Origin of the sequence: Streptomyces sp. SID11385, from assembly GCF_010548245.1 — a bacterium.
Lineage (GTDB): Bacteria > Actinomycetota > Actinomycetes > Streptomycetales > Streptomycetaceae > Streptomyces.
This window is the reverse complement of record NZ_JAAGLR010000182.1, coordinates 59,251-84,909: the sequence shown is the minus strand read 5'-3', so window position 1 is coordinate 84,909 and position 25,659 is coordinate 59,251. Positions and strand designations below refer to the sequence as shown.

The window sequence follows — 25,659 nt, the reverse complement described above, 5'->3', positions numbered from 1 at the left end:
CGGCGCGTCCCGGCCCCGGCGCCCCCTCCCCCGCCGCACACCGGTCGGCCTGTTTTCCTCCCGCAGGGGCAAACGGCTGGGGACCGGCGGAAGAGAGCCGGCGGGAGCGCGCCCACCAGGGCGCCGAAGGTGGGGGCCCATGTCCGTATCCGTGTCCGCGACAGCAGCGGCGAACGCACGACCGCATGCCAGGAAACGCGTCTTGCCGCTCGGCAGCGCGGGAGCGCTGGGCCGCGTCGCGGTACTGACCGTCAGCCAGGCGGGGCTGCTCGTCGGCGCGGGACTGCTCATCACCGGCCCGGCCGAGCACGTATGGCCGCTGACGGTGGAGGACCGCGTCGACGAGGGGCTGGAGGGGATACGCACCGGCACGCTGACCACGCTCTCCTCGGTCGGCTCCGAGGGAGGAAACACCCTCACCGTCGTGATCGGCACGCTGCTCGTCTGCCTCGGCCTGCTGCTGATCCCGCGGCTGCCCATGTGGCGCCAGGCCGTCTTCCTCGCCGTCGCCGTCTCCACGCAGGCGCTCGTCTTCCTGCTCATCACGCTCTCCGTGGACCGCGACCGGCCGGACGTGCACCGCCTCGACGCCTCACCCCCCACCTCCTCCTACACCTCCGGGCACACCGGAGCGGCCACCGCCCTCTACACCGGGCTCGCGGTCCTCGTCCTGACCCGCGTGCGCCGCCCCTGGCGCAAGGCGCTCGCCGGGCTCCTCCTGCTCCTGCCGCTCCTCGTCGGCCTCGCCCGCCTCTACCGCGGGATGCACCACCCGACGGACGTCGTCGGCGGACTCGTCAACGGCCTGCTCTCGGTCGCCGTCGCCGCCCGGCTCCTGCTGATCGACGCCTCGGTGACCGCCGAGCCGCACCCCGCGACCGACGCGCCCGCCGACGCGCCCGACCTCGCCGAGGGCACGGTCTTCGTCGTCCACAACCCCTCCGTCACCGGCGCGGGCGCCCGCGAGGAACTGCGCGCGCTGCTCGGGCGGTACGGCAGGCAGGATGTCGAGTTCCTGGGGACGACGCCCGAGGACCCGGGCCCGGGGCAGACCCGCGAGGCGGTGCGCAGGGGAGCGGCGCTCGTCGTCGTGTGCGGTGGCGACGGAACGGTACGGGCGGCGGCCGAGGAACTCGTCGACAGCGGCGTCCCGCTCGCCATCGTGCCCAGCGGCACGGGCAACCTCCTCGCCCGCAACCTCGGCCTGCCCCTCGACCCCGCCACCGCGCTGGAGGCCGCGCTCGCCGGGCGGACCCGGCGCATCGACCTGGGCCGCGTCGAGGGCGACGGACTCCCCGCCACCGTCTTCGCCGTCATGGCCGGGGCGGGGCTCGACGCCGCCGTCATGGAGCGCACCGGGGACCGCGCCAAGTCGGCGCTCGGCTGGCCCGCCTACGTCCTCGCCGGTATGGAGGAGATCGGCCACGGCCGCGCCGAGGTCGTCCTGCGGCTCGACGGCGGCCCGGAACTGCGCCGCGCGGCGCGCATGGCCCTCGTCGCCAACGTCGGCGCCCTCCAGGGCGGAATCCGGCTCGTTCCCGGGGCCCGCCCCGACGACGGCCACCTCGACCTGCTGATCCTGGACCCGCGCGGTGCCGGCGGCTGGCTGCGCTCCCTGCGCACCCTGCTGCGCCGCGAGGAGAGCACCGACCCGGCGCCCGGCACCGGGCTGCCGCCCGTCGAGTACTTCCGGTTCCGGCACGCCGAACTCACCTTCTCCGCCCCGCAGCCGCGCGAGTACGACGGCGAGACCGCCGCGCACGGCACCCGGCTGACGGTCTCCGTGCTCCCCGGCGCGCTGACCGTTCTCGTACCGCGCGAGAAGGCCGCCCCGCGGGACGCGCGGACGACGGCGCCGGTGGTGACCGCGTAGATGGGCAGCGTCTCGAAGGTCCCGGTGACGCGGGACATGACCGGTGAGGAACTCTCCGCCGACGAAGCGCTCGCGGCGCTGCGCCGCTACGGCCGCTGGCAGCTGGTACGGGACTCCTTCGTCCGCTTCCGGTACGCGGACGGCTTCACCAACGCGCGCGCCCTCGCCCTCCAGACCGTGCTCGCCGTCATCCCGCTCGTGATCGCGTTCGTCGGTCTGTCCACCTCGCTCCACACCGAGGACCTGGGGCGGCTCGCGCAGCTGACCCTCCACCGGATCACCGCCGGGCCCAGCTCCGAGGTCGTCGACGAGGCGCTGGAGCGCGGCGAGAGCGCGGCGGGCGACGGCGACGAGATCGCGCTGTGGTTCGGCGCGATCTTCTCGCTCGTCAACGTCACGACCGCGATGTGCCAGATCGAGCGCGGCGCGAACCGCATCTACGGCAACGAGCGCGACCGTCCCTTCCACCTCAAGTACGGGCGCGGTCTCGTCATGGCGGTCACCGCGGGGCTCCCCCTCGGCCTCGGCTTCGTCGTCATGATCGCGGGCGGCGACCTGGCCGCCGCGGCGACCACCGTCTACGGGCTCGGCGCGCGCGCCCGCACGGTCTGGGAGTACGGGCGCTGGCCCGTCGGCCTCCTGCTCGCGCTCATCGCCGCGAGCGTCGTCTTCCGCAGCGCCCCGCGCCGCAAGCAACCCGGCTACACGTGGCTCGCGTTCGGGGCCGGTGTCTACCTGAGCCTGTGGACGCTGCTGACCTGGCTGCTGAGCCTGTACCTGCGGCTGAGCGGTTCCTTCGACACCGTCTACGGGCCGCTCAGCGCCTTCATGTCGCTGCTGCTGTGGGCGTACCTCACCTCGGTCGCCCTCTTCCTCGGGCTCTCCTTCGCCGCGCAGCTCGAAGCCTCGCGCGCCCACGTGCCCGGGCCCGAACAACCCGATCCAGGAGTGTGACCCGTGCTTTTGCTGCGCCGCCTCGCCGACCGCTACCGGCGGCCCGCCGACCGCAGGTTCGGTGTCCGGCTGCTCGGCGCCGCCGCCGTCACCGCGCTCGCCGCCGTCCCCTTCGGCCTGCTCGTGGTCCTCGTGGAGACCAAGTGGCGGCCGCTGCACCGGGTCGACGCGGGCGCGGCCGGGCGGCTGAACCGGATCGCGCTCGACCACCCGGCCTGGACCCGGGCGCTGCGGGTCCTGTCCGATCACGTGTGGGACCCGGTGACGCTGCGGATCGCGGTCGCCGTGCTCACCTGCTGGCTGCTCTACCGGCGGGCCTGGCGGCTCGCCCTCTGGTCGGGGGTGACGGCGGTGGCCGGCGGCGTCGTGGGGCTGCTCGTGAAGCTCGTGGTGGAACGGGCCCGTCCCGCGTTCGAGGACCCGGTGGCGCACGCGCCGGGCTACTCGTTCCCTTCGGGGCACGCGATGACGGCCATGACGTCCGTCGCCGTGCTCCTGCTGGCCCTGCTGCCCTTCGTGCCGCGTGCCTGGCGCCCGGTGTGCTGGGCCCTCGGCATCGTCTCCGTCCTCGGCGTCGGTTTCACCCGGGTCGCGCTCGGCGTGCACTGGTTCAGCGACGTCGTCGGCGGCTGGCTCCTCGGCCTCGCCGTCGTCGCGGCGACCGCGTGGGCCTTCCGCGGCTGGCGCACGGACACCGGGCACGCGGGCGAAGCGCTCACGGACGGCCTCGAACCCGAACTCACCGGACCGCACCCCGAGCCCGACCCGGACGAGAGCCGTCCCGTCACCTCCTGAGCCGGGCGACCGAGCCCCCGGGGAAGGGCGAGGGGCCCGGCCACTCCCCCAAGGCGCTTACACTTTCCGCATGTTGGCCTACGCCCCCGCGGCCGTGACATTCCTCGTCTTCTGCGTGGGGGTACTCCGGGACCGCCGCCGCTTCAGCAACGCGGTCCTCCTCGGCCTCTCCCTCGTCTTCGCCCTCGCGGCCTGGTGCTTCACCCTCGTGCACGGCGGCACCCTCGCCGGGCGGGACGTGGCGGTGGCGGCCGTCGTCGTCGGCGCGCTGTGCGTCCTCGTCCCCGCGCCCCTCCTCCTCGCCAACGGCGTCACGATGGTGCGCAAGGAGGGCCGCGGCCCGGCCAACCTCCTCTCCCTCCTCGCCGGTCTCGGGCTGTTCGCGCTCGCCGCACTGCTCGTCGCCGCCTTCGTCCTGCACGCCCACACGCTCCTCGCGATCGCCGTCACCACCGCCGCGATCGCCGGGTACGTCGGCTTCCTCTTCGCGTGCGTACTCGCCTACGGCATGCTCTACGGGCATCTGCGCGTACGGCGCAGGACCGACTACGTCGTGGTGCTCGGCGCGGGACTGCTCGGTGGTGAACGCGTCTCCCCCCTGCTGGCCGCCAGGCTCGACCGGGGGCTCACCGCACAGCGCGTGCTCTCGAAGCGCAAGCGGGAACCGTTCCTGCTCGTCTCCGGCGGGAAGGGCGGCGACGAGGCGCTGTCCGAGGCGGAGGCGATGGCACGGTACGTCCGGGCGAAGGGCTTTCCCGAGCGGCTGGTGGTGTGCGAGGACCGGTCCGCGACGACCGAGGAGAACCTGCGCAACAGCCACGCCCTCATGGCGGGCGCGAACCCCCGCTACCGCTGCGTCGTCGTGACGAGCAACTACCACGTCTTCCGCACGGCCGTCACCGCGCGCCGCGTCGGCGTGCGCGGCCACGTCGTGGGGGCGCCCACGGCCTCGTACTTCTGGCCCAGCGCCATGATCCGCGAGTTCGTCGCGCTCCTCGTCGACTACCGGCGCACCAACATCGCCCTGTGTCTGCTGCTGGTCCTGGGCGGGGCGCTCGTGTGGTGGCTCAGCCGGTGACGGCGCGCCCGGACGTCGGCATAGGCGCGACCGGCGGATGCCGGGAAGCGGCCCGTTCAGGGTGAGGTGACGTCGAGCACGACGGTGCCGTGCGCATGCCCCGGGAAATATCGCTCCGCGGGTCGTGGGCGGGCCCGGCCCGGGTACACGTCCGGCGTCCTCGCCGGGGCTTTCCGGACGGGGTTCTCGCCGCACCCGTACCAGGAGGCCCCATGCCCACCGCCCGCCGCTCCCCGGTCCGCTCCCGGCTGCGCGCCGCCGCGCGCGAGGTCTTCGGCTGGGAGGAACTGCGCCCCGCGCAACTCCTCGCCATGGAGGCCGTGATGGCAGGCGAGGACACCATCGTCGTGATGCCGACCGGCGCCGGGAAATCTGCCGTCTACCAGGTTCCCGGAGTGCTCCTCGAAGGACCCGTCCTCGTCGTGAGCCCGCTCATCGCGCTCCAGCGCGACCAGGTCACCGCGCTGGGCCGCAGCGCCGGTGCCCGTGCCTCGGCGGTCAACTCGGCGCAGCGGGCGCGGGAGAACGCCCAGGCGTGGGAGCGGGTGCGCGAGGGCGCGCTCGACTTCCTCTTCGTCTCGCCCGAACAACTCGCCAAGCCCGACGTGCTCGCCATGGTCGGCGCCGCCGGACCGGCTCTCATGGTCGTGGACGAGGCGCACTGCGTGTCCGGTTGGGGCCACGACTTCCGCCCCGACTACCTGGCGCTCGGGCGCGTCCGGGACCGGATCGGCCGCCCGCCGCTCCTCGCCCTCACGGCGAGCGCCGCTCCCCCGGTGCGCGCCGACATCCTGCGCCACCTCGCGATGCCGCACGCGCGCGAGATCGTGGCGGGCTTCGACCGCCCCGAGATCCACCTCGAAGTGGTCCGGCACCAGGACGAGGAGGCAAAGCGCCGCTGGGTCGTCGAGCGCGCGGCGGGAGAGCCGAAGCCGGGCATCGTCTACGCCGGTACCCGCAAGGAGACCGAGGAGTACGCGGCGGAGCTGTCCTCGCTCGGCCTCTGCGGCGCCGCCTACCACGCCGGTATGACGTCCGCGGCACGCTCGGCGGTCCACGACGCCTTCCACGCGGGCGAACTCGACGTCGTGGTGGCCACCTCGGCCTTCGGCATGGGCATCGACAAGACCGACGTGCGCTTCGTGCTGCACGCCTCCGTGCCGGGCTCGCTCGACGCGTACTACCAGGAACTCGGCCGCGCGGGCCGCGACGGGCGGCCCGCCCGCGCGATCCTCGGCTACCGGCCCGAGGACCTCGGCGTCCAGCGCTACCGTGCCTCCGGCCATCCGGACGAGAGCACACTCAGCGGGCTCATGGACCGGGTGCGCGCCCACGCGGGGCCCGTACCGGCCACGGTGCTGCGCGAGGAGACCGGCCTGACGCACACCACGCTCACCTCCCTGCTGCACCTGCTCGCGGAGGCCGGGGGGCTCGTGCTGGAGGAGGCGGGGATACGGGCGGTGCCCGGTGCCCGCAGGGACACGTGCGCGCGCGAAGCGGTGCGCCTCGCCGAGGCCCGTACCCGCCTGGAGCACAGCCGCGTGGAGATGATGCGCGGCTACGCCGAGAGCGAGGGCTGCCGACGGCGCGCGCTCCTCGGCTACTTCGGCGAGGACCTCGGCGCGGAAGGGTGCGCCGGCTGCGACAACTGCGAGGCGGGCGAGCGCGGCAGCGACGCGGGCGGCGTCGCGGTACTCGCCGGCACCGGCGGACACACGATCCCGACCCCCGAGCCGCCGGGTGGCCCCGCCTTCCCGCCCGGCACCAGGGTGAGCCACCGCGTGTGGGGCGAGGGCGAGGTGATGAGCGGCGAACCGGACCGCCTCACGGTCCTCTTCACCGAGACCGGCTACCGGACCCTGTCGCTCAGCGCGGTGCGGGAACAGTCACTGCTGACTCCGCTCGCCGAGGTCTGAGGCGGTCCGCACGTGCGCACGGCCGCTCCAAGGGGCCACCGCTGACCGGTCTTCCGACGCCGCCGGACCTTACCGAGCGATCGCCCGCACCCAAGCCGAGCACCTTCTCGGGCACGCGACGCCTGGAAGCCCTCAGTGCTCTTGGAGCGCCTCACGCACCGCCGATGCCACGCGCCCGCCCAGACCGGCACCCGCCGCGACCACGGTGGTGTTCCCTCCGGCGCCTTCCTCGTTCACCGTGCCGCCGACCAGCACGAAACGCGTCTTCGGCCGCCCACCGGCCGCCTCCCGCACCGCCGCCACCTCTGCCCGACCCGAGGCGACGACGACATCACAGGACCGCTGGAAGAGGCCGTTGAGAAAGGGAGTCGCGTTGGCGGCGGTCTGCGCCCCGGTCACAGGCGTGTACGCGGCCCGTGCGCGCGTGTCGCGGGAGGCCTCGCGCATCCCGTCCCAGACCCTCGCGGCTTCGCCACCTTTCGCGACCCCGGACGAACCGGTCAGCAAACAGGCGTCCTGTTCGGTGTAGGCCCGCGCTCTGGTCGGTGGCACCGGCGGCCGCCCGCTCCCGCCCCCACCGGCCACCACCGCGACGGTGCTGACGACAGCGGCCAGGAGCACGAGCCCCAGCCCCCCGAACACGACGAGCCGCCCCCGCGACTGCCGGCCCAGCACACCGCGCCCCGGCCTGTCTCCGGCACTCCTCACCCTGGCCATCCCCTACTCTGCCTCGTCCTCTTACTCAAACGGCTCTTTACGGCTTTCACGTTCACCTCACGCACGACCCACTCGACACAGGAGATCCCACCACCCATCAGGTGAGGCCGGCATCGACGAGACGCGCGTACCGGCTCCGAGGCTGTAGTCGGCGACGTAGGTGGAAAGGTCGCCCCGTGCCCCTTTCAAAACGCTCGGCGACCATTTCCCATTCAGGACAGTGCGTTGCCGATCAGTTGTTGCTGCATCTGCAAGGCACGACGACACATCTCATTCTCGCGCTCCGCTTCCACAGTGACCCTCGGAAGGCCCGCCTCATTCAAGATCGCCTCGTAGCACGAAGACATGATGCCCAGCACCTCGCGACTACTCAGTGGGCGATTACGGAGACAATCCGCGTAATCGGAGAAGGCCATGACGAGCGGGGGAACGCCAGGTGCTGGATCGATATCCGGAAGGGCATGAAGAGCTTCGAAGAAATTCTCTTCATCCAGCACCGCGACACATTGTCCAGGAGAGCCCACTTTTGCCCTGAAGTCCTGAACAGCATCCCTGAAGAAAGCTATCGAGGGGCCACTGAATTCACCTGAACCAGGAGCATCCATCATATCCAGCGTACGCTCAAGACAGGAAAGAGCCAATTCCCTCTGCCCCGCCTCAGGCATACTGGAGATTCGCGATTCCCAGCCTTCGCTTTCATAATCCCAGTACAACATGACTTTCCGTCCTCGCGATTACGGAACGAATCCGTCCCTTGTCAGAACTGCCACACCCAGTAGCCGGAGTAGATCCTAACGATCCCATGGAGCCACCCTCGCTTGTTCAAACCCCTCGATCTTCGGGAAACCGGCCACTCTTGCTCGGCAATCCTGCCGACCAGGGCCACAGAACGGGCGTGATGCCGCAATCATGCCTTCGTCCGCGAGCGTGCCGTCCTCCACGGCGTTCAGCATGATCTGTTCAGCGTCCGTTTGCAGACCCGGAACAGTGTATTCGGCACCATTGATGCGCTCGTAACCGAGCTTCTCCGCCAGAGCACGCATCTCAGGAGTCGTGGCGTTGCGACTGACGGTGTAGACGGACCTCCCGCCCAAATGACCAGTGGCCACAGTAATACCCTGATCCGCCTTCTTGTTCCCGATAGTGGGCGGCTTCTGAGGGCTGCGGATTCCCGCATCGTGCAGCGCTTCGGCATCCCGCAGCAACCCCGCAGCCGTACGCGGACACGCCACCTCGTCGTCGTTGTGGACGAGGACAGGCACACCGCCCGCCAGCACGTAGTACGTATGCAGTTCCCCGACCGTCAGGTCGTAGGTCGTGGTGTGCGCGTGGTAGAGGCGGACTCCCGTGATCTCCGTTGTGCCCGTGGGGGTTTGGAGGAGGTCGCCCTCGTGGAGGTCCTTCGCCTCGACGAAGGCGGAGCGGGTGACGTCGTAGAAGGGGTGGTGGAAGGTGGTGTGCAGCTCGGACGAAGACGAAGGCGAGGACGCTGCGGAGGCCGACGCCGAAGCCGCGGTCGCAGGCGGTGCCGAGGCCGCCGCCGGGCCCGCCGCTCCCGCCAGGGCGCCCAGCGCCGTGAGCGCCACCGCCGCCTTGCGGACCTTCACCCGCGCCTTCGCCGAGAGCGAGGTGCCCGGCTTCTTCGCCGCGTGGTCGCGCACCTTCACATCCACGAAGTCCCGGTCCGTGCGCGTCACGATCACCGCCGTGACCTCGTGCGCCTCCGTGGCCGTCAGCCCCGGTACCGCGTTGGCGATCCTGTCGCCGGCCTTGACCTGGTCGATCGGCTTCGTCGTGCCGTCCGCCAGGAGTACCCGGGTCGCCCCGGTGAAGCTGTGCGGAACCGTGCAGCCCGAACGGGAACCCGACTCCGACACCGCCCCGCGCGTCTCCTGCGCCAGCGCCGCCTGGTCCGTCGCGTCCGCCGCCGCGGAGCCGCCCGCGTCCGTGGCGCCCCGGCCGAAGAGGCCGCCGACGACCTTCATCGCCTTCGGGGCCGCCTTGGCGAGCAGCGCGCCGCCCGCCTTGCCGAGCAGGCCCCCTGCCCCGCCGGCGAGCGCGCCTTCCGCCGCCGAGCCCGCGAAGGCGCCGACCGAGCACTCGTCCCCACCCGACTGGGCACAGGCGAAGCCCTGGGTCACGAGAGAGCCAGCGGCCCCCGCGACGGCGGCGCAGCCGATCGAACCGACCCCGCCGGTCACCGCCTCGCACCCCGCGAAGACCGCCGTCGAGACGACGAACGAGGTGATGGCGGCGGCGTGGTGCTTGACGAAGGTCGCCGTGCTCTTCGCGGCCTTCACCGTCGCGTGGTAGGCGGTGCGGGCCGCGTGCGAGACCGCGTGCGCCGCCTTCTTGACAGTGTGTGCGACCTTGTGCGCGGTCTTCTTCGCCGCGTGGACCACGCGGTGCACTGTTTTCTTGGCCTTGTGATAGGCGGTGTGCACCGCGTGTACGACGCGATGAGCCGCCTTTTTCACATGTCTCGCCGTGTAGTGGTAGACGCGCCGCACGACCCGGACGGTGACGCGGTAGTAGTCCCGCACTTTGTGCACGGCCTTGTGCACCGCGTGCTTGACGGTGTGGACGACCTTGCGGGCCACGTGCTTGGCCGCGTGGTAGACCTTGTGCACCGCCTTCTTGGCCTTGTGCACGGCCTTCTTCGCGCTCTTCTTCGCCTTGTGCGCGACCTTCTTGGCGCCGCACACGACGTCGTACCAGGAGCAGTTGCCGGACTCGTCCGTCCCGGCGAGCGGGTTGTCGTCGACGTAGGCGAAGGGGTTCGCGGCCACCGAGTCGGGTATCGCGCCGAGCGCGAGGCTGTCCTTGTTGAGGAACTGGCCGGTGCGCGGGTCGTACCAGCGCGAGGCCGTGCCGACGTTGCCGGTGTTTCCCGTCCCGTCGTCGTCGGAAGCCGTGTCCGTCGCGCCCGGGGCGGTGCCCGGTTCGGTCCAGCCGGACTGGAAGCCGAGGTGACCGCTCATCGCGTTGCTCGCGAGAACCTTGCCCAGCGGGTCGTAGGTGGCGGAGCCGGTCAGCGCGCTCGCGTTCTGGCCGAAGGTGCCTACGACGTCGTTGTGCTGGTCGGTGAGGGCGAGGACGCCACCGGTCGCGTCCTTGACGCCGGTGAGACCACCGGCCGGGTCGTAGGTGTAGGTGTTGTCGCCGTCCGACGCGATCGTGTCGTCCGCGCCGGAGTAGGCGAATGTGCGGCTGCCTCCCGCGCTGTCCGCCGTGTTCGTGTCGGTGATGTTCCGGCCGAGGGCGTCCTGCGTGTACGCCTGCTCCCCCGCGACGATCTGGTCGCCGAAGGCGTCCGTGTGGAAGAGGGCGTTGGTCCCGGTGGCCGAGGACTCGGCGGTCAGGGTGCCGCGCGCCGAGTACTCGTACGTCGTCTTCCCGTCCGAGGTCAGCTCGTCACGGGCGTCGTAGGTGTAAACGTCCGCACCGACCTGGACGCGGTTGCCCGAGGCGTCGTACTTGTACGCGGTCGTCTTCGTACCGTCGTTCCACGAGGTGATCCGGTCGGACCAGTCGTAGGTGTAGGTGTTGGGCGCGGCCCCCGTGACGCCCGTGGTCTTCTTCGCGGTCAGGTTGCCGTTGTGGTCGTAGCCGTAGGCGAAGCTCGCGAGGGTCGTCGCGCCCTTGGTGAGGACGTCCCCGGTGAGCTGGTGGTCGTCGTCGTAGGAGAAGGCGCGGGTCTGGCCGCCGGTGCCGTAGTTGATCGAGCGCAGCTCGTCGAGCTTGCCGTAGGAGTACGTGAGCCGGGTGCCGGTGGCCGGTTCGTCGAGGCTCGCGAGGCGGCCGGCCGAGTCGTAGCCGTAACTGGTCGTCCCGGCCGCGTCCTTGCGAGTGAGCATCTGCGCGTCGGCGTTGTACGTGAAGGACGAGGCGCCCGCCGAGCCCGCCGCGTCGAGCAGGTCGCCGCGGTCGTCGTAGCCGAAGGTCTCGTGCGTCGCCGCCTGGTGGTCGACGGCCCCGGCGATGCCCGCCTCGTCGGTGTCGGCGACGGTGAGCCGTCCGTTCTTGTCGTACGTGAAGCCGCGGCTCGCGGTCGCGGCGTCCGCGCCCTGCCCGGACATCCGGGTGAGCTGGCCGAGATCGTCGTACGTCATGGAGGTCGAGGTGCCGCCGGGCAGCGTGGCCCGCGTCATCCGGCCGTCCGCGTCGTAGGCGAAGCGTGTCGTCGAGTCGGCGGCCGAGGTCCAGCGGCTCGTCGTCGGCTCGGTGACGGTGCTCTGCTGGCCCCACGGGGTGTACGCGTAGCGCCAGTTGTTGCCCCGCCCGTCGGTGAAGCGGGTGCGGTTGCCCGCCGCGTCGTAGCCGAAGCTCGTCGTGAGGGAGGTGTTCGCGTCGACCGGTTCGATCTGCTGCGTGATGGTGCCGGCGGCGTCGTACGTCCAGCGCGTGGTGTGCCCGTTCGCGTCGGTGGCGGCGGTGAGGTTGCCGACGCCGTCGTACTGGTTCGACGTGTGGGTGAGGACGGAGTTGTCGGCGGCGTGTGCGTAGGTGTCGGTGGGGTCGTCCGAGGCGTTGTAGTCGACCTCGGTCCAGGTGCCGTCGGGGAGCGTCGTCTTCTGCTGGTTGCCCTCGAAGTCGTACGTGTAGCGGGTCGTGTTGCCCGCGCCGTCGGTGACGGAGGTGACGTCCCCTGCGCGGTTGTAACCGTACGAGGCCGTCACGCCGCCCGGGCTCGTCGTCTTGGCGAGGTGGGCGCCGTACGGGTTGCCGTCGGTGACGGCGTAGGAGCTGGTCGTCGTGAACGACTTGGCGACCGGCTTGCGTTCCAGTGTCGTGCTGGTGAGCTGGCGGCCCAGAAAGTCGTAGGTCGCCTGGGACTCGCCGCCGGTGGCGTCGGTCGCGCTGAGGGCGTCGCCGGCCGCGTCGTAGGTCGCGTGCTCGCTACTGCCGTCCGGCAGCGTGGTGCGGGTGAGATTGCCGGAACGGTCGTAGGCGTACGAGGTCGTGCGGCCGCCGGGGGTCGTGACGGAGGTCTGATTGCCCTCGCTGTCGTAGGTGTAGACCGTCGTGCCGGGGAGCGCCGAGGACTCCCCGTCCGGCGTGTACGGCGGCAGGGTCTCGGAGACCTTCTGGCCGTTGGCGTCGTACGCGGTGGTCGTGACGAGACCGTTGGGGTCCTGTTCCTCGGTCGCCTCGCCGAAGGTGTTGAAGCCGCTCGCGGTCACCGGGCGGACGGTGGCGCGGTTCGCCTCCGTGCCGTCCGGCTCGGCCTGGACGGCGGGCGCGGTGGTCGTCGCGAGGTTCCCGGCCTCGTCGTAGGCGTACTCGGTCGTGTGGTGTTCGGCGTCGGTCTCGGTGAGGGGCAGTCCGCGCTTGTCGTAGGTGTAGGTCGTGGTCTGCTCGCCGGAGGAGCCGACCGTGCCCCCCGCGCGGCCCTTGCCGTACAGCGAGGTGACCTCGGTGGCGCTCAGCGTGCGCGGGTAGACCTGGACGTTCGCGACGGAGCCGGGGAGCTGGTCGGTGTTCTTGCCGGCGTACAGGGCCCGGCCGATGGTGAGCGGTCCGCTCGCGCTCCATGCGGAGGTGTTCGTGCCGCTCCCGGCGAGGGAGCCGTTGACGTAGAGCTTGATGCCGCTGTCGGAGGAGTCGTAGACGCCGACGAGGTGGGTCCAGGTGCCCGTGGTCGGCTTGGTGCCGGTGGAACCGTAGGCGGAGGGGAAGGTGACGCCGCTCGCCGCGTCACCGTTGGTCTGCTCCATGCTCCAGAGCGGGGCGCTGGTGTGCGCGTAGTTGTACTGGAGCATGAAGGCGCTGCTGTTGCTGCCCGACTGGGCGACGACGGTGGCGTTCTTCGTGGGCAGAGAGGAGAGCTTGACCCAGGCGGAGACGGTGTACGAGGCGGTCGTGTCGACGACGGGGCCGTTCGTGGCGATGCTCTCGTCCGCGGCGCCGCTGAACGCCGCCGCGCCGTCGGCCCAGGTGACACCGGAGCCGGAGACCGCCGCCGTGTTCCCCGTTCCGGACGCGTCGGTGACGTGGCGTCCGCTGTCCTGGTCGAGCTTCCACCAGCCCGCGGGGTGTCCGGATGCGTCGCCGTAGAGCGTCTCCTTGAGGACGTTGCCCATGGCGTCGTAGGTGTTCGTCGTGGTGCGCGACCAGCCCGAGGAGTCGTGGTCGTTCTCGCTGGCGACCTCGTCGTCCGGGGTGTAGGCGACGGTGCTGACGCGGTTGACGCCGCCCGGGTCGACGGCGCTCTCGGTCGTGCGGTCGGCGGCGTCGACCTTGAAGGTGGTCAGCGTCTCGCCGTTGTCCTCGGTGGTCGAGAGGGTGTTCCCGGCGGCATCGTAGGTGTGCGACTCCAGGACGTAGGAGGACTTGCCGTCCGCCGAGGTCCGTGTGACGGTCGCGGTCAGGCCGTCGTCGGTGTAGGTGTACGCGGTCGTGTTGCCCATCGCGTCGGTCACCGAGGCGAGCCGGCCCGAGGGGTCGTAGGCGCGCGAGGACTCGACCAGGGGCGTGGGGTCGCTCGGGTGGTCGGGGTCGCCGGTCGTCATGAGCGTCTGCGTGAGCAGTTCGCCGTTGTCGTCGTACGTGTAGCGGGTCTCGGTGCCCGCCGAGTCGACCTCCTTCACGCGGTTGCCGGAGGTGTCGTACGTGTACGTCGACGTGTTGCCGTTAGGGGCGCCCTCGGTGCCGTTCGCATCGGTCTCGGTGGCGACGCGGTCGAAGGCGTCGTACGTCTGCGCCTCCGTACGGGGCTTGTCGCCGCCGCTCGCGTCGCTGACGGACTGGCTGAGGACATCACCGTCGTCGTCGAAGACCGTCTTCGTGACGGCGGCGTGCGTGGCACCCGTGACACGGTCGGTCAGGCGCGGGTCGTGCTCCTCGACGACCTGTCCGGCCGCGTCGTACACGTAGGTCGTGGTCAGACCGTCCGGGTAGGTGTCGGAGACGGCCTTCTGGCTCAGGACCTGGCCGAGTCCGTCGTAGGTGTAGGAGGTGACGAGGCCACCCGCGTCGGTGGTGGAGGCGACATCGCCGTTCTTGAAGTACGCGACGGAGTTGACCGCGCCGCCGGGGCTCACCGTGCGCACCGGAAGGCCCTTGGGGACGGAACCGCCGCCGGTGGCGGGGAAGGCGCTCGTGCCGTCCGCGTAGACGGTCGTCGTGGTGCGCCCGTCGGGGAAACCGGGCACGGCGGGGCCCGTGATCGCCGTCTGGTCGCCGTTCGCGTCGTAGGTGTACGAGGTCAGGAAGCTCGTGTCGCTCGCGGACGCGGAGCGGCCGTCACGGGAGGTGAGGAGCTGGTCGTTGCGCGGGTCGGCCGTCGTGAGCTGGGCGGTCGTGTCGTCCGGGTAATACGTGTAGTACTCGGTCGAGCAGTGGTTGTTCGCCTGGTCCTGGCACGTCGTGGAGGAGACGATGTTGCCGCGGACGTCGTGGCCCGTGACGGTGACGACCCCGTTGGGGTCGGTGACGGTGTGCTCGAACCCGGCGGTGTCGTAGCCGAAACTGGTCTTCGCGCCGAGGCCGTCGGTCTCGGTGAGCGCGCGTCCGCCGTGCGTGACGTCGTAGGTGTAGGTGGTGGTGGAGCCGGTGGGCGTGGTGACCTTGACCGTCTCGACGGGGAGCAAGCCGCCGGACTTCTTCGCTGCGCCCCACAGCTCGTCCACGTCGTCGGCGGAGAGCTGCGCGCGGTGGAAGGAGACGTCGGCTATGGAACCGTTGAAGTAGCTCGCGTAACCGGTGGAGACGGTCGTCGAGGAGTGGGGCTCGTCGGGCCAGCTCCCGCCGTTGAAGCCGGAGCCGAGGGTGACGGTGTCCTGGCCCGACTGTGCGGCGGTGCCCGTCTGGGTGCCGACCGCCTTGTCGTCCAGATAGAGGCTCTGGCTGGTCGCGGAGGTCGCGAGGACGACGTGGTGCCACTTGCCGTCCGCGACCGAGGTGGTGGAGGCGAGGGGTTTCGTCGTCCCCCCGGTGAAGTAGAACTCGCCGTGGAGTTTGCCGCTGCTGCCGACGTAGAGGACCGGGGTGTAGTGGGTCGGTGTGGTCGCTCCGAAGGCGTCCTTGGAGGTCCCGAGCAGGACGCCGCCGTTGGCCGTGGAGGTCTTGAACCACATGCTGAGGGACTCGGCGCCGGTGCCCGGGGCCATGCCGGAGGGCAGCGTGAGCACCGACGACGTGCCGTTGAACGTCGCTGCCTTGGCGTCGCTGAAGGGTCCGGCGGAGCCGAGGGTCGTGCTCGTGTACGTGGCGTCCCCGCCGCGCACCTCGTCGACCGCCGTGCTCGCGCCCGCCGCTTCGCCGAGGCGGTAGTAGTGGGCGGGGTTCCGGCCGAGGACGGCGCCGCGGTAGGTCTGGCTGGAGCCCGCGACGGTGGGGGCCTGGAGCTTCCAGGTGCCGCCGTTCTCGTCGGTGAGCTGGGTGAGCGCGGCGGTGTCGCCGTCGTACGTCATCGCGGCGAATGTCTTGCCGGAGGGCCGCTTGACGGAGCTGAGCAGAGCGGCCGGGTGACTGCCGTACTGGTAGAGGGCGTTGACGTCAGCCGCGACGAGCGGGTGATCGTAGAAGGCCGCGTCGGCGAGGGTGCCCTTGAACCAGACGGGGTGGCCGTCGGTGTCGTCGGCGCTCTTGGGCGCGGGGGCGTCGGGCCAGTCGCCGCCGAGGTAGCCGGTGCCGAGGTAGTTGAAGACCTGATTCTTGCCGAAGGCGGTCGCGGACTTGATGGAGACGGTCCCGGTACGGGAACCGACCTTGGCGTTGTCGAGGAACAGCGTCTGCGAGTTGCCCGCGGCGGACAGCACGACGTGGTGCCACTTGCCGTCCGCGACGGAGGCGCTGGTCACGATCGGGTTGATGCCGCCGCTGTACCAGAACTCGGCGTTGAGCTTGCCGTCCTTGCCGACGTAGAGGGCGGGGGTGTAGAAGCCCGCCGCCTCGCCCGAGGTGATGGGCTGGGAGGCGTAGGAGTAGAGGACGCCGGGTCCGGCCGAGGTCTTGAACCAGAGGGAGAGTGCGCCCGAGTCGGTGTCGTTGCCGAGGTTGTCGGGCAGGACGACGTCCGAGGTGGCGCCGTCGAAGGTGGCGCCGCGCGAGCCGGAGAAGGGACCCGCGGCTCCGAGGGTCACGTGCTCGTAGGTCGCGTCGTCGGTGCCCTGGTTGGCGAGGACGGCGTCCTTGGCCCTGGTGCCGCTGGTCTCGGCGAGCTGCCACAGTCCGTGCGGGTCGAGGTCGAGCGAGGCGTTGCGGTACTGGGAGCCCGAGGTGTAGCCGTACGTCGTGCACTTGCTCGCGGAGAGCGGGGAGCACACCTTGGTGAGCTGGTCTCCGCTGTAGCCGTACGTCCAGGTCTGCGCGGTCGCGGTGTCGCCGGGGGTCACCGGGTCGGTGACGACGGTGGCGACGTGCGCCGCGCTGGCTCCGGAAGGGGTGGTCCAGGTGAAGCCGAGGGCGCGCGCGGAGACGGCGGAGGCCATGCGGCTGACGTGGCCGGAGGTCCAGGTGAGCTTCACGGCCCGGCCGTCGGCGTCGGTGACGGAGGTGAGCCCGTAGCCGCCCGAGCCGAGGGACTGCGTGAAGGTGTAGAGGGTGTCGTCCTTGTCGGTGAGCGTGTACCCGCCGGTCACGGCCTTGAAGGTGGCGAAGCGTCCGCTGCCGGGAGTGAAGGTGCCGTCACTGTTTTTCCCGTAGCCGACCTGGGAGCCGTCCGGGTAGGTGACGTTGACGGCGGCGACCGCACCGGCGGGGGTGTACTGCTCGGTGGCCCGGGAGTCGAGGATCGAGGACCAGCCCGCGCCGAAGGCGCCGTCCCAGCGCGGGTCACGGGAGTTGTAGTCGCGTTCGACATCGAGCGAGGGACCGGCGGTCGAGATCGAGGCGTCGGTGTCGGAGGTCGTGTAGTTGCCGATGGAGGCGTCGAAACCGTGGTCGCTGCTGTTCTGCGAGAGACCGGAGGTGATGACCGGCTCGGGGACCTGCACGCTCAGCGAGTAGGGCGTGGCGTCCGAGTACATGCCGCCGTCGTAGCCCTGGACGGTCCAGTAGTAGCCGGTGTTCCACTTGAGCTTGCCGGCGGGGACGATCCAGTCGCCCTTCGCCTGGAGGCCCGAGTCGGCGACCTTCTTGTCCTGCGCGTCGAAGACCTGGAAGAGGTACTTCGTCGTCGTGTTGGCCTGGGAGTCGGCGCCACCGGACCAGGCGGTCAGCTCGGGGGTCGTCGTGTGGACGACGGCGTTGTCGGCGGGGAACTGCTCGTAGACCTGCGGCGGCGTGGTACCGGTGTAGGTGACGTCGAGGTAGGGGCCCTTGCCGGGGTCGTTGAAGGAGCCGAACTGCTTCCAGTGGTCGGTGTCGTTCGTGGCCGCGTAGACCGCGAGCCCGTAGTCGGGCGTCGTACCGTTGAACCAGCCCTGGATCGCGGAGGTGGAGAGCTTGACGGTGACGTCGTCGCCGACGGTGCGGTCGGCCGCGGTGTTGGCGCAGGCGTGCGGGACGGAGGGGGTCGCGTTGCCGATCGAGGCACCGTGGGCGGGGCCCGGGTAGGTGCGAACCCCCTCAGGTGTCCATGCCTTGGTCACGAGCGCGACGTCGAAGCGGGTGGCCGTACAGGTCGCGGCCCAGGTGTCGAAGAGGTGCAGGCTCGCCGCCGTCACGGTCGCCTTGGAACCGTCCCAGGCGGTGTCCCAGTGGTTGATGTACGCGGCGGCGGAGTGCGGCCCCGCGTCGTACGAACCGGCCTTGATGGTCTGCTCGAAGGAGTGGTCCTGGTCGTAGCCGGACTCGGCGTACGTCGTCGTCCAGCCGTCCACGACGGTCGGGTCGACGGTGACGGGGAAGCGGCGGGCCGGGTCGTGCAGCCAGGCGGGGTCGAGGGTGACCGTGAGCGACCAGCCCGCCGTGTCGTGGCGCAGACGGTAGTCGACGTCGTATGTCGTCGCCGGGTCGCCGGAGCGGCGGTCGACCTTCGCGTCGTACGCGTAGGCGTGCGGGATGCGCTCCACGGTCTTCCCGGCGGTGTCGCGCAGGTCGATCGAGCCGTCGTGCAGCTGGACGGGGGTGAGTCCGTCGAGGTCGAGCGGGAAGGTCCACTCGTGGGCGGCCTCAGGAGCGTCGAGGACGATCGCTTCCTTGACGCCGGTGGCGGTGGCGGCCACCTGGAGGTCGGTGTGGGGCAGGACACCGGGGTACGTGACGTGGGAGCCGTCCGCGGAGCGGGTGCCGGTGACGGGCGCGGCCCCGCTCATCCCGTAGGCGAGCACGTGGTTCTCGTCCTTGGCGAAGGAGACCAGAGCCGGGTCTGTGGCGCGGGGCGCGAAGTCGACGGCGAGCGAGTTGGCCTTCTCGTACCAGCGCCCGGCGAGTCCGGCGCGTACGTCGATGTCGATGGGCGACCAGGTGCCCTTCTTCGTACGGTAGTTGACCGCCTGAGGGGAGATACGCCGGGTCTGCGAGCCGTCGGCGTTGTCGAAGACGGTGACGGTGCGGGACGAGGACTTGGCGTTGCGCTTGCTCGTCGCGGCGTTGAAGTGCCCGCGCGGGTGACCGCTGGGACCGTGCGCGAGTTGCGGCTTGTGCGCCTTGTACGTGGACAGTTCGCCGCGCCCCTTGCCGCGCGCGTGACCGGCCCCGCGATGCGCGGCCGTACGGGCCGCGGAGACGTGGTGCCGGTGGCCTGCGGCCGTGCCGCCGTCCTGGTGCGGGAGTTTGCCCCAGTGCGGGTCCTTGAACCAGCCGCCGATCGAGGAGAGCGAGGGCAGGTCGACAGCGTGCAGTTCGCGTCCGTCGGCGACCGCCTGCTGGGTCGTCAGCATGAGGGCGAGGGCCGTGAGGACCAGGAGCGCGACACGGCGGGCGAGCCGTCGGTGGGCGCGGCGGGGGGAGGGCACGGTGGCTCCGGGCGGCAGGGGCCCGGCTCAGAGCGAGGACAGGCCGGTCACAGGAAACGGAGAGGATCTTGCCGTATCCGCACACCTGTGAAGGAAGCGAAAAGGCGTTCGCACCGGAACTTGACGCGCTATTGGCTCACGCAAAGCGCCGAACCGGCGGTTAACCGACGAGATCGGACACATGGCTTTGCTCTGCATATGCCAATCGCGAGGCGAGGCTTGAGACCACGCCACCACACCGAGCGCGCGCCCGGCCCCCGCGTCCCTCCGGAGACGTCCCTCGCCAGCGATCTCAGGCGGGGAGGCCGGAGTGTCCGCGCGGGTACGGGGGCACGGGCCGCATGGCTGGGGCGGGACGACCGCGACCGTCAACCCGTGGCCTACCCCGGAATCGGTCGCTTGCAGGGGGCCGGACGCTCCCGGCGGACCGCGGGGCATATTGCGCCGCCCTCAGGCTGCGCACCGTGCACAGCCGAACTCCAGCAGGTGACCCTCCTGTCGTGACATCGGCAGTGCCAGCGCCCGGCACGGCGGTGGTCGCTGCGGCCGGACCGCGCCCGGAGTCGGTTGCCCGGAGAGCGGGTCCGTGCGGCGGCAACTGGTCCGGCGAGGTCTTCGTCTCCTCGCCGGACCGCTCGGCCGGGCCCGGACCGCCCGGCCGACTCGCATCCGTGGTGCCCCTCAGGGGCCGGGCAGGGTTCCGCCTACGGTGAGCCCTCCCGCACGGACCTCAGCCGGTGCGCTCCGGCCGGGCCCCCCACGGATGATCCGCCTGCCAGTCGCCCGCGCGGGGAGTCCGCCCGACACCGCTGGCGGCGGCCCCGGCCTCACCGGACGGGACGGCGTGCGGCGGCTGGGGGTACGGGCCGTCCAGTTCCGGTAGAGCCAGCAGGATCGGCAGATCGAGCGGGGTGGCCGCTCGCAACTGCACATCGGCGTTGTACATGCGTCCTCCGCGGGCGCGGACCGCCCACCCCGAACCGATCAGCCTCGGCAGGCGGACCTCCGGGCCAGGCGCGCCATCGTGCAGCATCACGGCCGCCGCCCGGATGAACCACAGCCCGTCGGGGACGTTCAGGCGGAACGGGCGGCACTCGTCCAGGATGTCGCAGGAGCGGGGCAGTCCCTCCATGATCGGGGTGCTGAACGCACCCACGTAGACCCGGACCGGGCCGACGTCCGCCGGGAAGTGCAGTCGTCCGGCCACCGTGGACAGCCCGTGTCCGGCCTGGGCGGCCGGCAGGGTGAGCGGAGGCATGCCGCAGCGGGCCAGAAATCGGTACCTGGTCGGCGCGATGCCGACGCTGCGGGTGAAGCGGCTGGTGAACGTGCCCAGGCTGTTGTAGCCCACCCGGTGGGTGATGTCCGAGACGCTGGCCGCGGTCTCCAGCAGGTGCCGCTTGGCCATGAAGAGCCTGATCGCGGCGAGGAACCGGCCCGGCGACGTCCCGGTCACCTCGTTGAACATCCGCGAATAGTGGAACTTGCTGTAAAAGGCAGTGTCCGCCAGCTGTCCCAAGGAGAGCGGTCCGGCGTGGTGATTCCACATAGCTTTTATGCTGCGCTCGATCGCTGCCTCTGCGGTCACCCGTATCCCCCGACCTTGGACGCTGAGAATGCATTTGCATGTGCACGGAAGTGCCAATTGCCCGTCGGGAATTTCGGAATCCCGCTGGGAATCGTTCCGCTGAGCCGTCGCAGCGCCCCGGCCCACCGGGGCGTTCACCACAGCGCGTTGCCCTGCGGGTTGGCGGGTCCGCCTCGGGTCGCCTGATCGTTCCGTACCGGTCGCGCGGTGGCTCCCTCATGTGGCGGTACACCCCTCCCGAACGTGTCGAACCCGGCCGATGCCGTGGCGGCCGAGTCTGGCGGAGGAATATCGTTTAGCCGTTCGAAACCGCTCGCATCTTCAAAATTGCGGTTTGAGATGGACGCCTGGAGAAGATGGCCGAAAATCGCGTTTACGGTACAGCTTCCTTTGACGGGGTTTAGCGCGGTGCAGATTGAATCTCCGCCCCCGAACGGGTTTCAACGGCTTCACCCGCTGGTGGAGCCGGAGGCCGGTCGCGGGTGTTCGAGGCGACACGGCAGAACCGGGACGCGTCTACTCGCTCACGCCTCCGCGCGGCACCTCATCGCCGTGGCCGTGATGAGGTGGTTCCTCAGGTCCGCTGTCCCTGCCTGAGTCGGGGACCGGAGCTCCTGCCGGCACCGGGACGTCACGGCGAGGTGGCCTGTCTCCGCCTCTGTTCCACACCGCCACGTCGGCGCTCTCCGACGCCGCACGCGTCGACGCTCTGCCCGACCCCGCACGCCTCAACGCTCCGCCCGACGCCGCACGCGTCGGCCGGCGGTCCCTGTGGACCCGCCGTACTTCCACGCCCCCTGCCCACACTCATCGAGCATTGCTTCGCGGTATCCGCGCACGGCTCTCGCGACGAAGCCGAGAATGCGCGGCACGAAATCGCTGAAGTGCTCGAACCACCGTGGGTGCGGCTTTCGCGGTCCAGGTCCCCGGATCGCGCCCATGAGTGAGCAATTCGCAGTGGCCACCGCTGAGATGACGGCACCGAAGGCACAATGCGTGAGGCGCCCGTGCGCCGAGGAGACAATCGAAGCCTCAACTCGTCCGCACGGGCGCCCTTTTGATATTCCTGTCACGCTCATCACGCCCCACGAGGGCCACCCGCCGCGGGGGCAAGGGCCCCCGAAGTACGCCCTGGACTCCCGGGGGCGGTCCCCATCGGGGAGCGCGGCTACCCGAGCCGGGCCGCATCGCGCCGCGAAGGGCTCGGTATCGAACAGGCCCGGGAGCCACCGCCCCTCAGCGCCGCACCAGAGGTTCGAGGGCGCTCGCGGAATCCTCCTCGGAGCCGGCCGGGGCAGCCACTGTTTCCACGTCCCCCAGAAGACCGTAACTCTCCTTGACCGCCCGCTTCTCCTTCCAGAGGTGGTAGACGGCGATACCGAGGATGACCGTGCCCACCGCGTTGGCGACGAAGTGCCACCACACCCGGTACGTCGTCAGCGCCGGGCCCGGTTCGATGGCCCCGAACCAGGTGGACAGGCCGATGGCCCGGCTCGCGCCCAGCGCCACGGAAGCCGTCAGCACGACGTGCTCGATGCCGTGCATGCCCTGCATCCAGACGCCCGCCCTGGCCCACTTGCGCGACTTCAGCGGCCCGGCGACCCGGTGCGTGATCTGCACGATGCCGACCAGTCCGGCAAGGAAGATGAAATTGCCGACCAGGTGCAGGATCTCCATCCCGAGGGCGGGCTTGCCGGCGTCGACCTGACCCAGCCCGCGGGCAAAGCTGTCAGCCCACGGAGTCATCCACGCCGGGGCATAGGGATGGGCGATCCAGTAGCCCGCCTGTGTGACATGTTCCTGGAAATGGCCGACCTGACCCACCACGCCCACGCCCACGAGCCCTACGGCGAGTTTGTACAGCCAGGGCTTCACCGCCTTTCGGTTCCCGACCGCGAGCACGGCGACGGCGGCCCACATCGCGACGGCCCAGCCGATGAAGAGGACAGCGCCCACGGTGTCCACCGTCGAAACGGCGGGTGCCATCCCAGGCATGCCGGAGTGATCCATATGAAGTTCCTCCCTGGTTGTCTCTCACCTGCGCGGAGAGATCGCGGAAACAGCTGTCGGCATTCGGCATCACCCTGAGGCAGCGGCCGAAATACGAGACCAGCGAGAAAGCACGTCCTGGGTTCCCCGGCACGAGCAGAATCAGCACCCTCCCGCTGCTCACGATCGCGAACCGGCCGGCCTGCGTGCCTCCCGCACAACAAACTGCCCCCGGTCCGCGGAGTTCGCCTCTTCCAATTTGCTCTCTTCGGGTCTCGGCAGGGCGCGCCCCGGATCTCGCCGGTGGCAGGGCCCTCCGCCCGCGCCCGACACCGGACAGGCGCCCTGGCTGCCGGCACCGCCTCCGAGCGCTCCACACCGGTTCACGGCAAAGCACATTGGGAGAAGTCGACCCGATACAGAAACTGTGATGCTCACATCCGTGACCTGAGCCACGGACGGTGGACTGGTGAATTGCTGTGCGCGTGCGCACTTCGTCTGGAGAAGAGGCAAAAAATGATCACGCTGGACACGGTGAACGTCGAGATCGACGGACCGAAGGCCACGATCTACCTGAACCGGCCGGGCAAGAAGAACGCGATGAATCCGCAGATGCACCTGGATATGAATAAGGCCCTGGACGCGATCGAGGAAGCCGGAACCGTGAAGGCGGTCGTCGTGACCGGCAGCGGTGACAGTTTCAGCTCCGGGATGGACCTCGAAGAGTGCTTCCTGCAGCCTTTCGATGACCCGCAGTTGTTCTACCGGACCAATCTGGTGGCGCTCAATTGGTTCAAGCGGCTCAAGGCCTTTCCCGCGGTGACCATCGCCAAGGTAAACGGATACGCCTTCGGCGGCGGGTTCCTGGTCGCGGGGATCTGCGATCTGGCCATCACGTCGGAGACCGCGAAGTTCGGACTCTCCGAGATCAACTTCGGCATCTTCCCGGCGGGTGGAGCCACCTGGGCGGCCACCCACAACCTGCCGCGCAAGCAGGCGCTGTACTACATCCTCACCGGGGACACTCTCACCGGGCGGCAGGCGGAGACGTACGGGCTGGTGAACAAGGCCGTTCCGGCGGATCAGCTGGACGCGGAGACCGACCGGATCGTCGGACGGGTCATCAACAAGAACCCGATCACCCTGGAACTGGCGAAGCAGGTCTATGAGCGCACCACGACCATGGACCTTCCGGCGTCGATCGACTACGACCAGGCGAAGCTCTGGGAGCTCTCCCGTCTCAGCGGCAACGAGTGGATCAACGTGGCGCTCAAGCAGTTCGAGAAGCGCGACTACCAGCCCGGTCTCAGCACGTACAGCCGGGTGGAAGCCGCGTCATGATCTTCACCGGCCCACGTCCACGCGTCCACGTCCCCGAGACCACGTTCACCTCCTTCGTACTGCGACAGGCGGAGCAGTACCCGGACCGCCTGGCGACGGTCGACGTCGACGGGGAGAACGGTCACACCTACGGCCAGCTCGCGTCGGCGGTGCGCCGCGCCGCCGCCGGGCTTCATGCCCGCGGCTTCGGCAAGGGCGACGTGTTGGCCCTCCTCGCGCCGAACGTGCCCGCGTACCCGATCGCGTTCCACGCCGCCGCCCTGGCGGGCGGCACGGTGGTGGTGCTCAATCCCCTCGACACGGCGGACGATCTCACCGCGCACCTGAACGACACCGGCGCGCGCCTGCTGGTGACCATGCCGTCCGAGGTGGTCAAGGCCACGGCGGTGACCGCGCGGACGAAGGTCGAAGAGATCATCGTCTTCGGTGAGGCGGAGGGCGCCACGTCGTTCTCCGCGCTGCTCACCGACGGTGTGCCGCCCGAGCCGGCCGTCGACCCCGCGCAGGACGTCGTGACCGTGCTCCACTCCAGCGGCAGCACCGGCTACCCCAAGGGGGTGCTGCTGACCCATCGGAACATGATCGCCAACGTGCTCCAGACCAGCCTGGTCGCGCCCCTCGGTGAGCACGAGACGGTACTCGCCGTCCCGCCCTTCCACCACGCGTTCGGCCTGATCATGACGATGAACGCCAGTCTGCTCCAGGGCGCGACACTCGTGACGATGCCGCGCTTCGACCCCGAGGCCTACCTCAACGCGATCCAGGAGCACCGCGTCACACGCCTCTACGTCGTACCGACCATCGCCGTCCTCCTCGCGAAGAGCCCGCTGGTGGACCGGTACGACCTCTCCTCGCTCCGCTCGATCGTCTCCGGCGGCGCCGCGCTCGACCCCGGGACGGCCGAGCTCTGCCGGCGGCGCCTGGGGGTGAGCATCGGCCAGGGATACGGCCTCACCGAGGCCTTGGTCTCGTTCATGCAGCTCGCCGACCCGGTGGCCCCTGGATCGGTCGGCCCCAACTCCCCCAACATCGACTGCAAGATCGTCGATATCACCACCGGCGAGGAACTCGGGCACAACCAGGACGGCGAGGTCCTCATCCGCGGCCCACATGTGATGAAGGGCTACCTCAACGCCCCGGAGGCCACCGCCGAGGTGCTCGAACCGGACGGTTTCCTGCACACCGGCGACCTCGGCCGTGTGGACGAGAACGGGGAGCTCTTCCTCGTCGACCGCATCAAGGAACTCATCAAGTACAAGGGGCAGCAGGTGTCCCCGGTCGAGCTCGAAGCGGTCCTGATGTCGCACCCGAAGGTCACGGACGCGGCGGTGATCGGCGTGCCCGACGAGGAGGCCAGCGAGATCCCCAAGGGATTCGTGGTGACCAGCGAGCCGGTCACGCCGGAGGAGGTCATGGCGTTCGTCGCCGAACGAGTCGCCCCCTACAAGAAGGTCCGGCAGATCGAGTTCATCGATCAGATCCCCCGCACTCCGGTCGGCAAGATCCACCGCCGCGGTCTTCTGACCCGCGAGCGGACCGGCCGGTCACCGCAACTCTGAAGCACA

12 protein-coding genes are annotated in these 25,659 nt (G+C 70.3%); 7 read left to right on the top strand and 5 right to left on the bottom strand.

Going from position 1 to position 25,659, the window contains the following annotated elements:
• Positions 1 to 139 precede the first annotated feature (139 nt).
• The 5 genes from G3I42_RS05885 (at position 140) to G3I42_RS05865 (ending at position 6,616) form a co-directional block, all read left to right on the top strand.
• The gene (locus G3I42_RS05885) at positions 140 to 1,873 is read left to right on the top strand and encodes a diacylglycerol kinase family protein (RefSeq protein WP_164283021.1); all 1,734 of its coding nucleotides are present in this window, start codon (positions 140 to 142) and stop codon (positions 1,871 to 1,873) included.
• The gene (locus G3I42_RS05880; RefSeq protein WP_164283019.1) at positions 1,874 to 2,827 is read left to right on the top strand and encodes a YihY/virulence factor BrkB family protein; all 954 of its coding nucleotides are present in this window, start codon (positions 1,874 to 1,876) and stop codon (positions 2,825 to 2,827) included.
• A gap of 3 nt (positions 2,828 to 2,830) precedes the next feature.
• Positions 2,831 to 3,622 carry a phosphatase PAP2 family protein gene (locus G3I42_RS05875; RefSeq protein WP_164283017.1) on the top strand — a complete coding sequence of 264 codons (792 nt, stop codon included), beginning with the start codon at positions 2,831 to 2,833 and terminating at the stop codon, positions 3,620 to 3,622.
• A gap of 70 nt (positions 3,623 to 3,692) precedes the next feature.
• Positions 3,693 to 4,700: a YdcF family protein gene (locus G3I42_RS05870; protein ID WP_164283014.1), complete on the top strand. Its 1,008-nt coding sequence runs from the start codon at positions 3,693 to 3,695 to the stop codon at positions 4,698 to 4,700.
• 212 nt (positions 4,701 to 4,912) lie between these two features.
• Positions 4,913 to 6,616: an ATP-dependent DNA helicase RecQ gene (locus tag G3I42_RS05865; RefSeq protein ID WP_164283012.1), complete on the top strand. Its 1,704-nt coding sequence runs from the start codon at positions 4,913 to 4,915 to the stop codon at positions 6,614 to 6,616.
• Positions 6,617 to 6,748: 132 nt separating this feature from the next.
• Here the strand turns inward: G3I42_RS05865 and G3I42_RS05860 are convergent, their stop codons facing one another.
• From G3I42_RS05860 to G3I42_RS05840, 5 genes are all read right to left on the bottom strand, one after another.
• Positions 6,749 to 7,291 carry a BMP family ABC transporter substrate-binding protein gene (locus G3I42_RS05860; protein WP_164283010.1) on the bottom strand — a complete coding sequence of 181 codons (543 nt, stop codon included), beginning with the start codon at positions 7,289 to 7,291 and terminating at the stop codon, positions 6,749 to 6,751.
• A gap of 254 nt (positions 7,292 to 7,545) precedes the next feature.
• Complete coding sequence (locus G3I42_RS05855) at positions 7,546 to 8,049, bottom strand: hypothetical protein (RefSeq protein WP_164283008.1); 504 nt, start codon at positions 8,047 to 8,049, stop codon at positions 7,546 to 7,548.
• A 75-nt stretch (positions 8,050 to 8,124) separates the two neighbouring features.
• A complete protein-coding gene (locus G3I42_RS05850; RefSeq protein ID WP_164283006.1) occupies positions 8,125 to 19,176 on the bottom strand; it encodes a LamG-like jellyroll fold domain-containing protein in 11,052 nt (3,683 codons plus the stop codon).
• Positions 19,177 to 19,906: 730 nt separating this feature from the next.
• The gene (locus G3I42_RS05845; RefSeq protein WP_203606406.1) at positions 19,907 to 20,725 is read right to left on the bottom strand and encodes a helix-turn-helix transcriptional regulator; all 819 of its coding nucleotides are present in this window, start codon (positions 20,723 to 20,725) and stop codon (positions 19,907 to 19,909) included.
• A gap of 1,275 nt (positions 20,726 to 22,000) precedes the next feature.
• A complete protein-coding gene (locus G3I42_RS05840; protein WP_164283004.1) occupies positions 22,001 to 22,774 on the bottom strand; it encodes a DUF6008 family protein in 774 nt (257 codons plus the stop codon).
• A 495-nt stretch (positions 22,775 to 23,269) separates the two neighbouring features.
• On the opposite strand from G3I42_RS05840, the gene G3I42_RS05835 reads away from it, so the two are divergent.
• Together G3I42_RS05835 and G3I42_RS05830 are read left to right on the top strand one after the other, a co-directional pair.
• Positions 23,270 to 24,094 (top strand): p-hydroxycinnamoyl CoA hydratase/lyase, encoded by an 825-nt coding sequence (locus G3I42_RS05835; protein ID WP_164283001.1) that lies wholly within the window; start codon positions 23,270 to 23,272, stop codon positions 24,092 to 24,094.
• Positions 24,091 to 25,653, top strand: a complete 1,563-nt coding sequence (locus tag G3I42_RS05830) for an AMP-binding protein (protein WP_164282999.1) — start codon at positions 24,091 to 24,093, stop codon at positions 25,651 to 25,653. The genes G3I42_RS05835 and G3I42_RS05830 overlap by 4 nt, the downstream gene beginning before the upstream one ends.
• Positions 25,654 to 25,659: the final 6 nt, after the last annotated feature.

What these genes read in the sequence shown, in the direction of transcription:
- G3I42_RS05885 (WP_164283021.1), top strand. Translation starts at nt 140, where the DNA reads ATGTCCGTATCCGTGTCCGCGACAGCAGCGGCGAACGCACGACCGCAT.
- G3I42_RS05880 (WP_164283019.1), top strand. Translation starts at nt 1,874, where the DNA reads ATGGGCAGCGTCTCGAAGGTCCCGGTGACGCGGGACATGACCGGTGAG.
- G3I42_RS05870 (WP_164283014.1), top strand. Translation starts at nt 3,693, where the DNA reads ATGTTGGCCTACGCCCCCGCGGCCGTGACATTCCTCGTCTTCTGCGTG.
- G3I42_RS05865 (WP_164283012.1), top strand. Translation starts at nt 4,913, where the DNA reads ATGCCCACCGCCCGCCGCTCCCCGGTCCGCTCCCGGCTGCGCGCCGCC.
- G3I42_RS05855 (WP_164283008.1), bottom strand. Translation starts at nt 8,049, where the DNA reads ATGTTGTACTGGGATTATGAAAGCGAAGGCTGGGAATCGCGAATCTCC.
- G3I42_RS05845 (WP_203606406.1), bottom strand. Translation starts at nt 20,725, where the DNA reads ATGTGGAATCACCACGCCGGACCGCTCTCCTTGGGACAGCTGGCGGAC.
- G3I42_RS05840 (WP_164283004.1), bottom strand. Translation starts at nt 22,774, where the DNA reads ATGGATCACTCCGGCATGCCTGGGATGGCACCCGCCGTTTCGACGGTG.
- G3I42_RS05835 (WP_164283001.1), top strand. Translation starts at nt 23,270, where the DNA reads ATGATCACGCTGGACACGGTGAACGTCGAGATCGACGGACCGAAGGCC.
- G3I42_RS05830 (WP_164282999.1), top strand. Translation starts at nt 24,091, where the DNA reads ATGATCTTCACCGGCCCACGTCCACGCGTCCACGTCCCCGAGACCACG.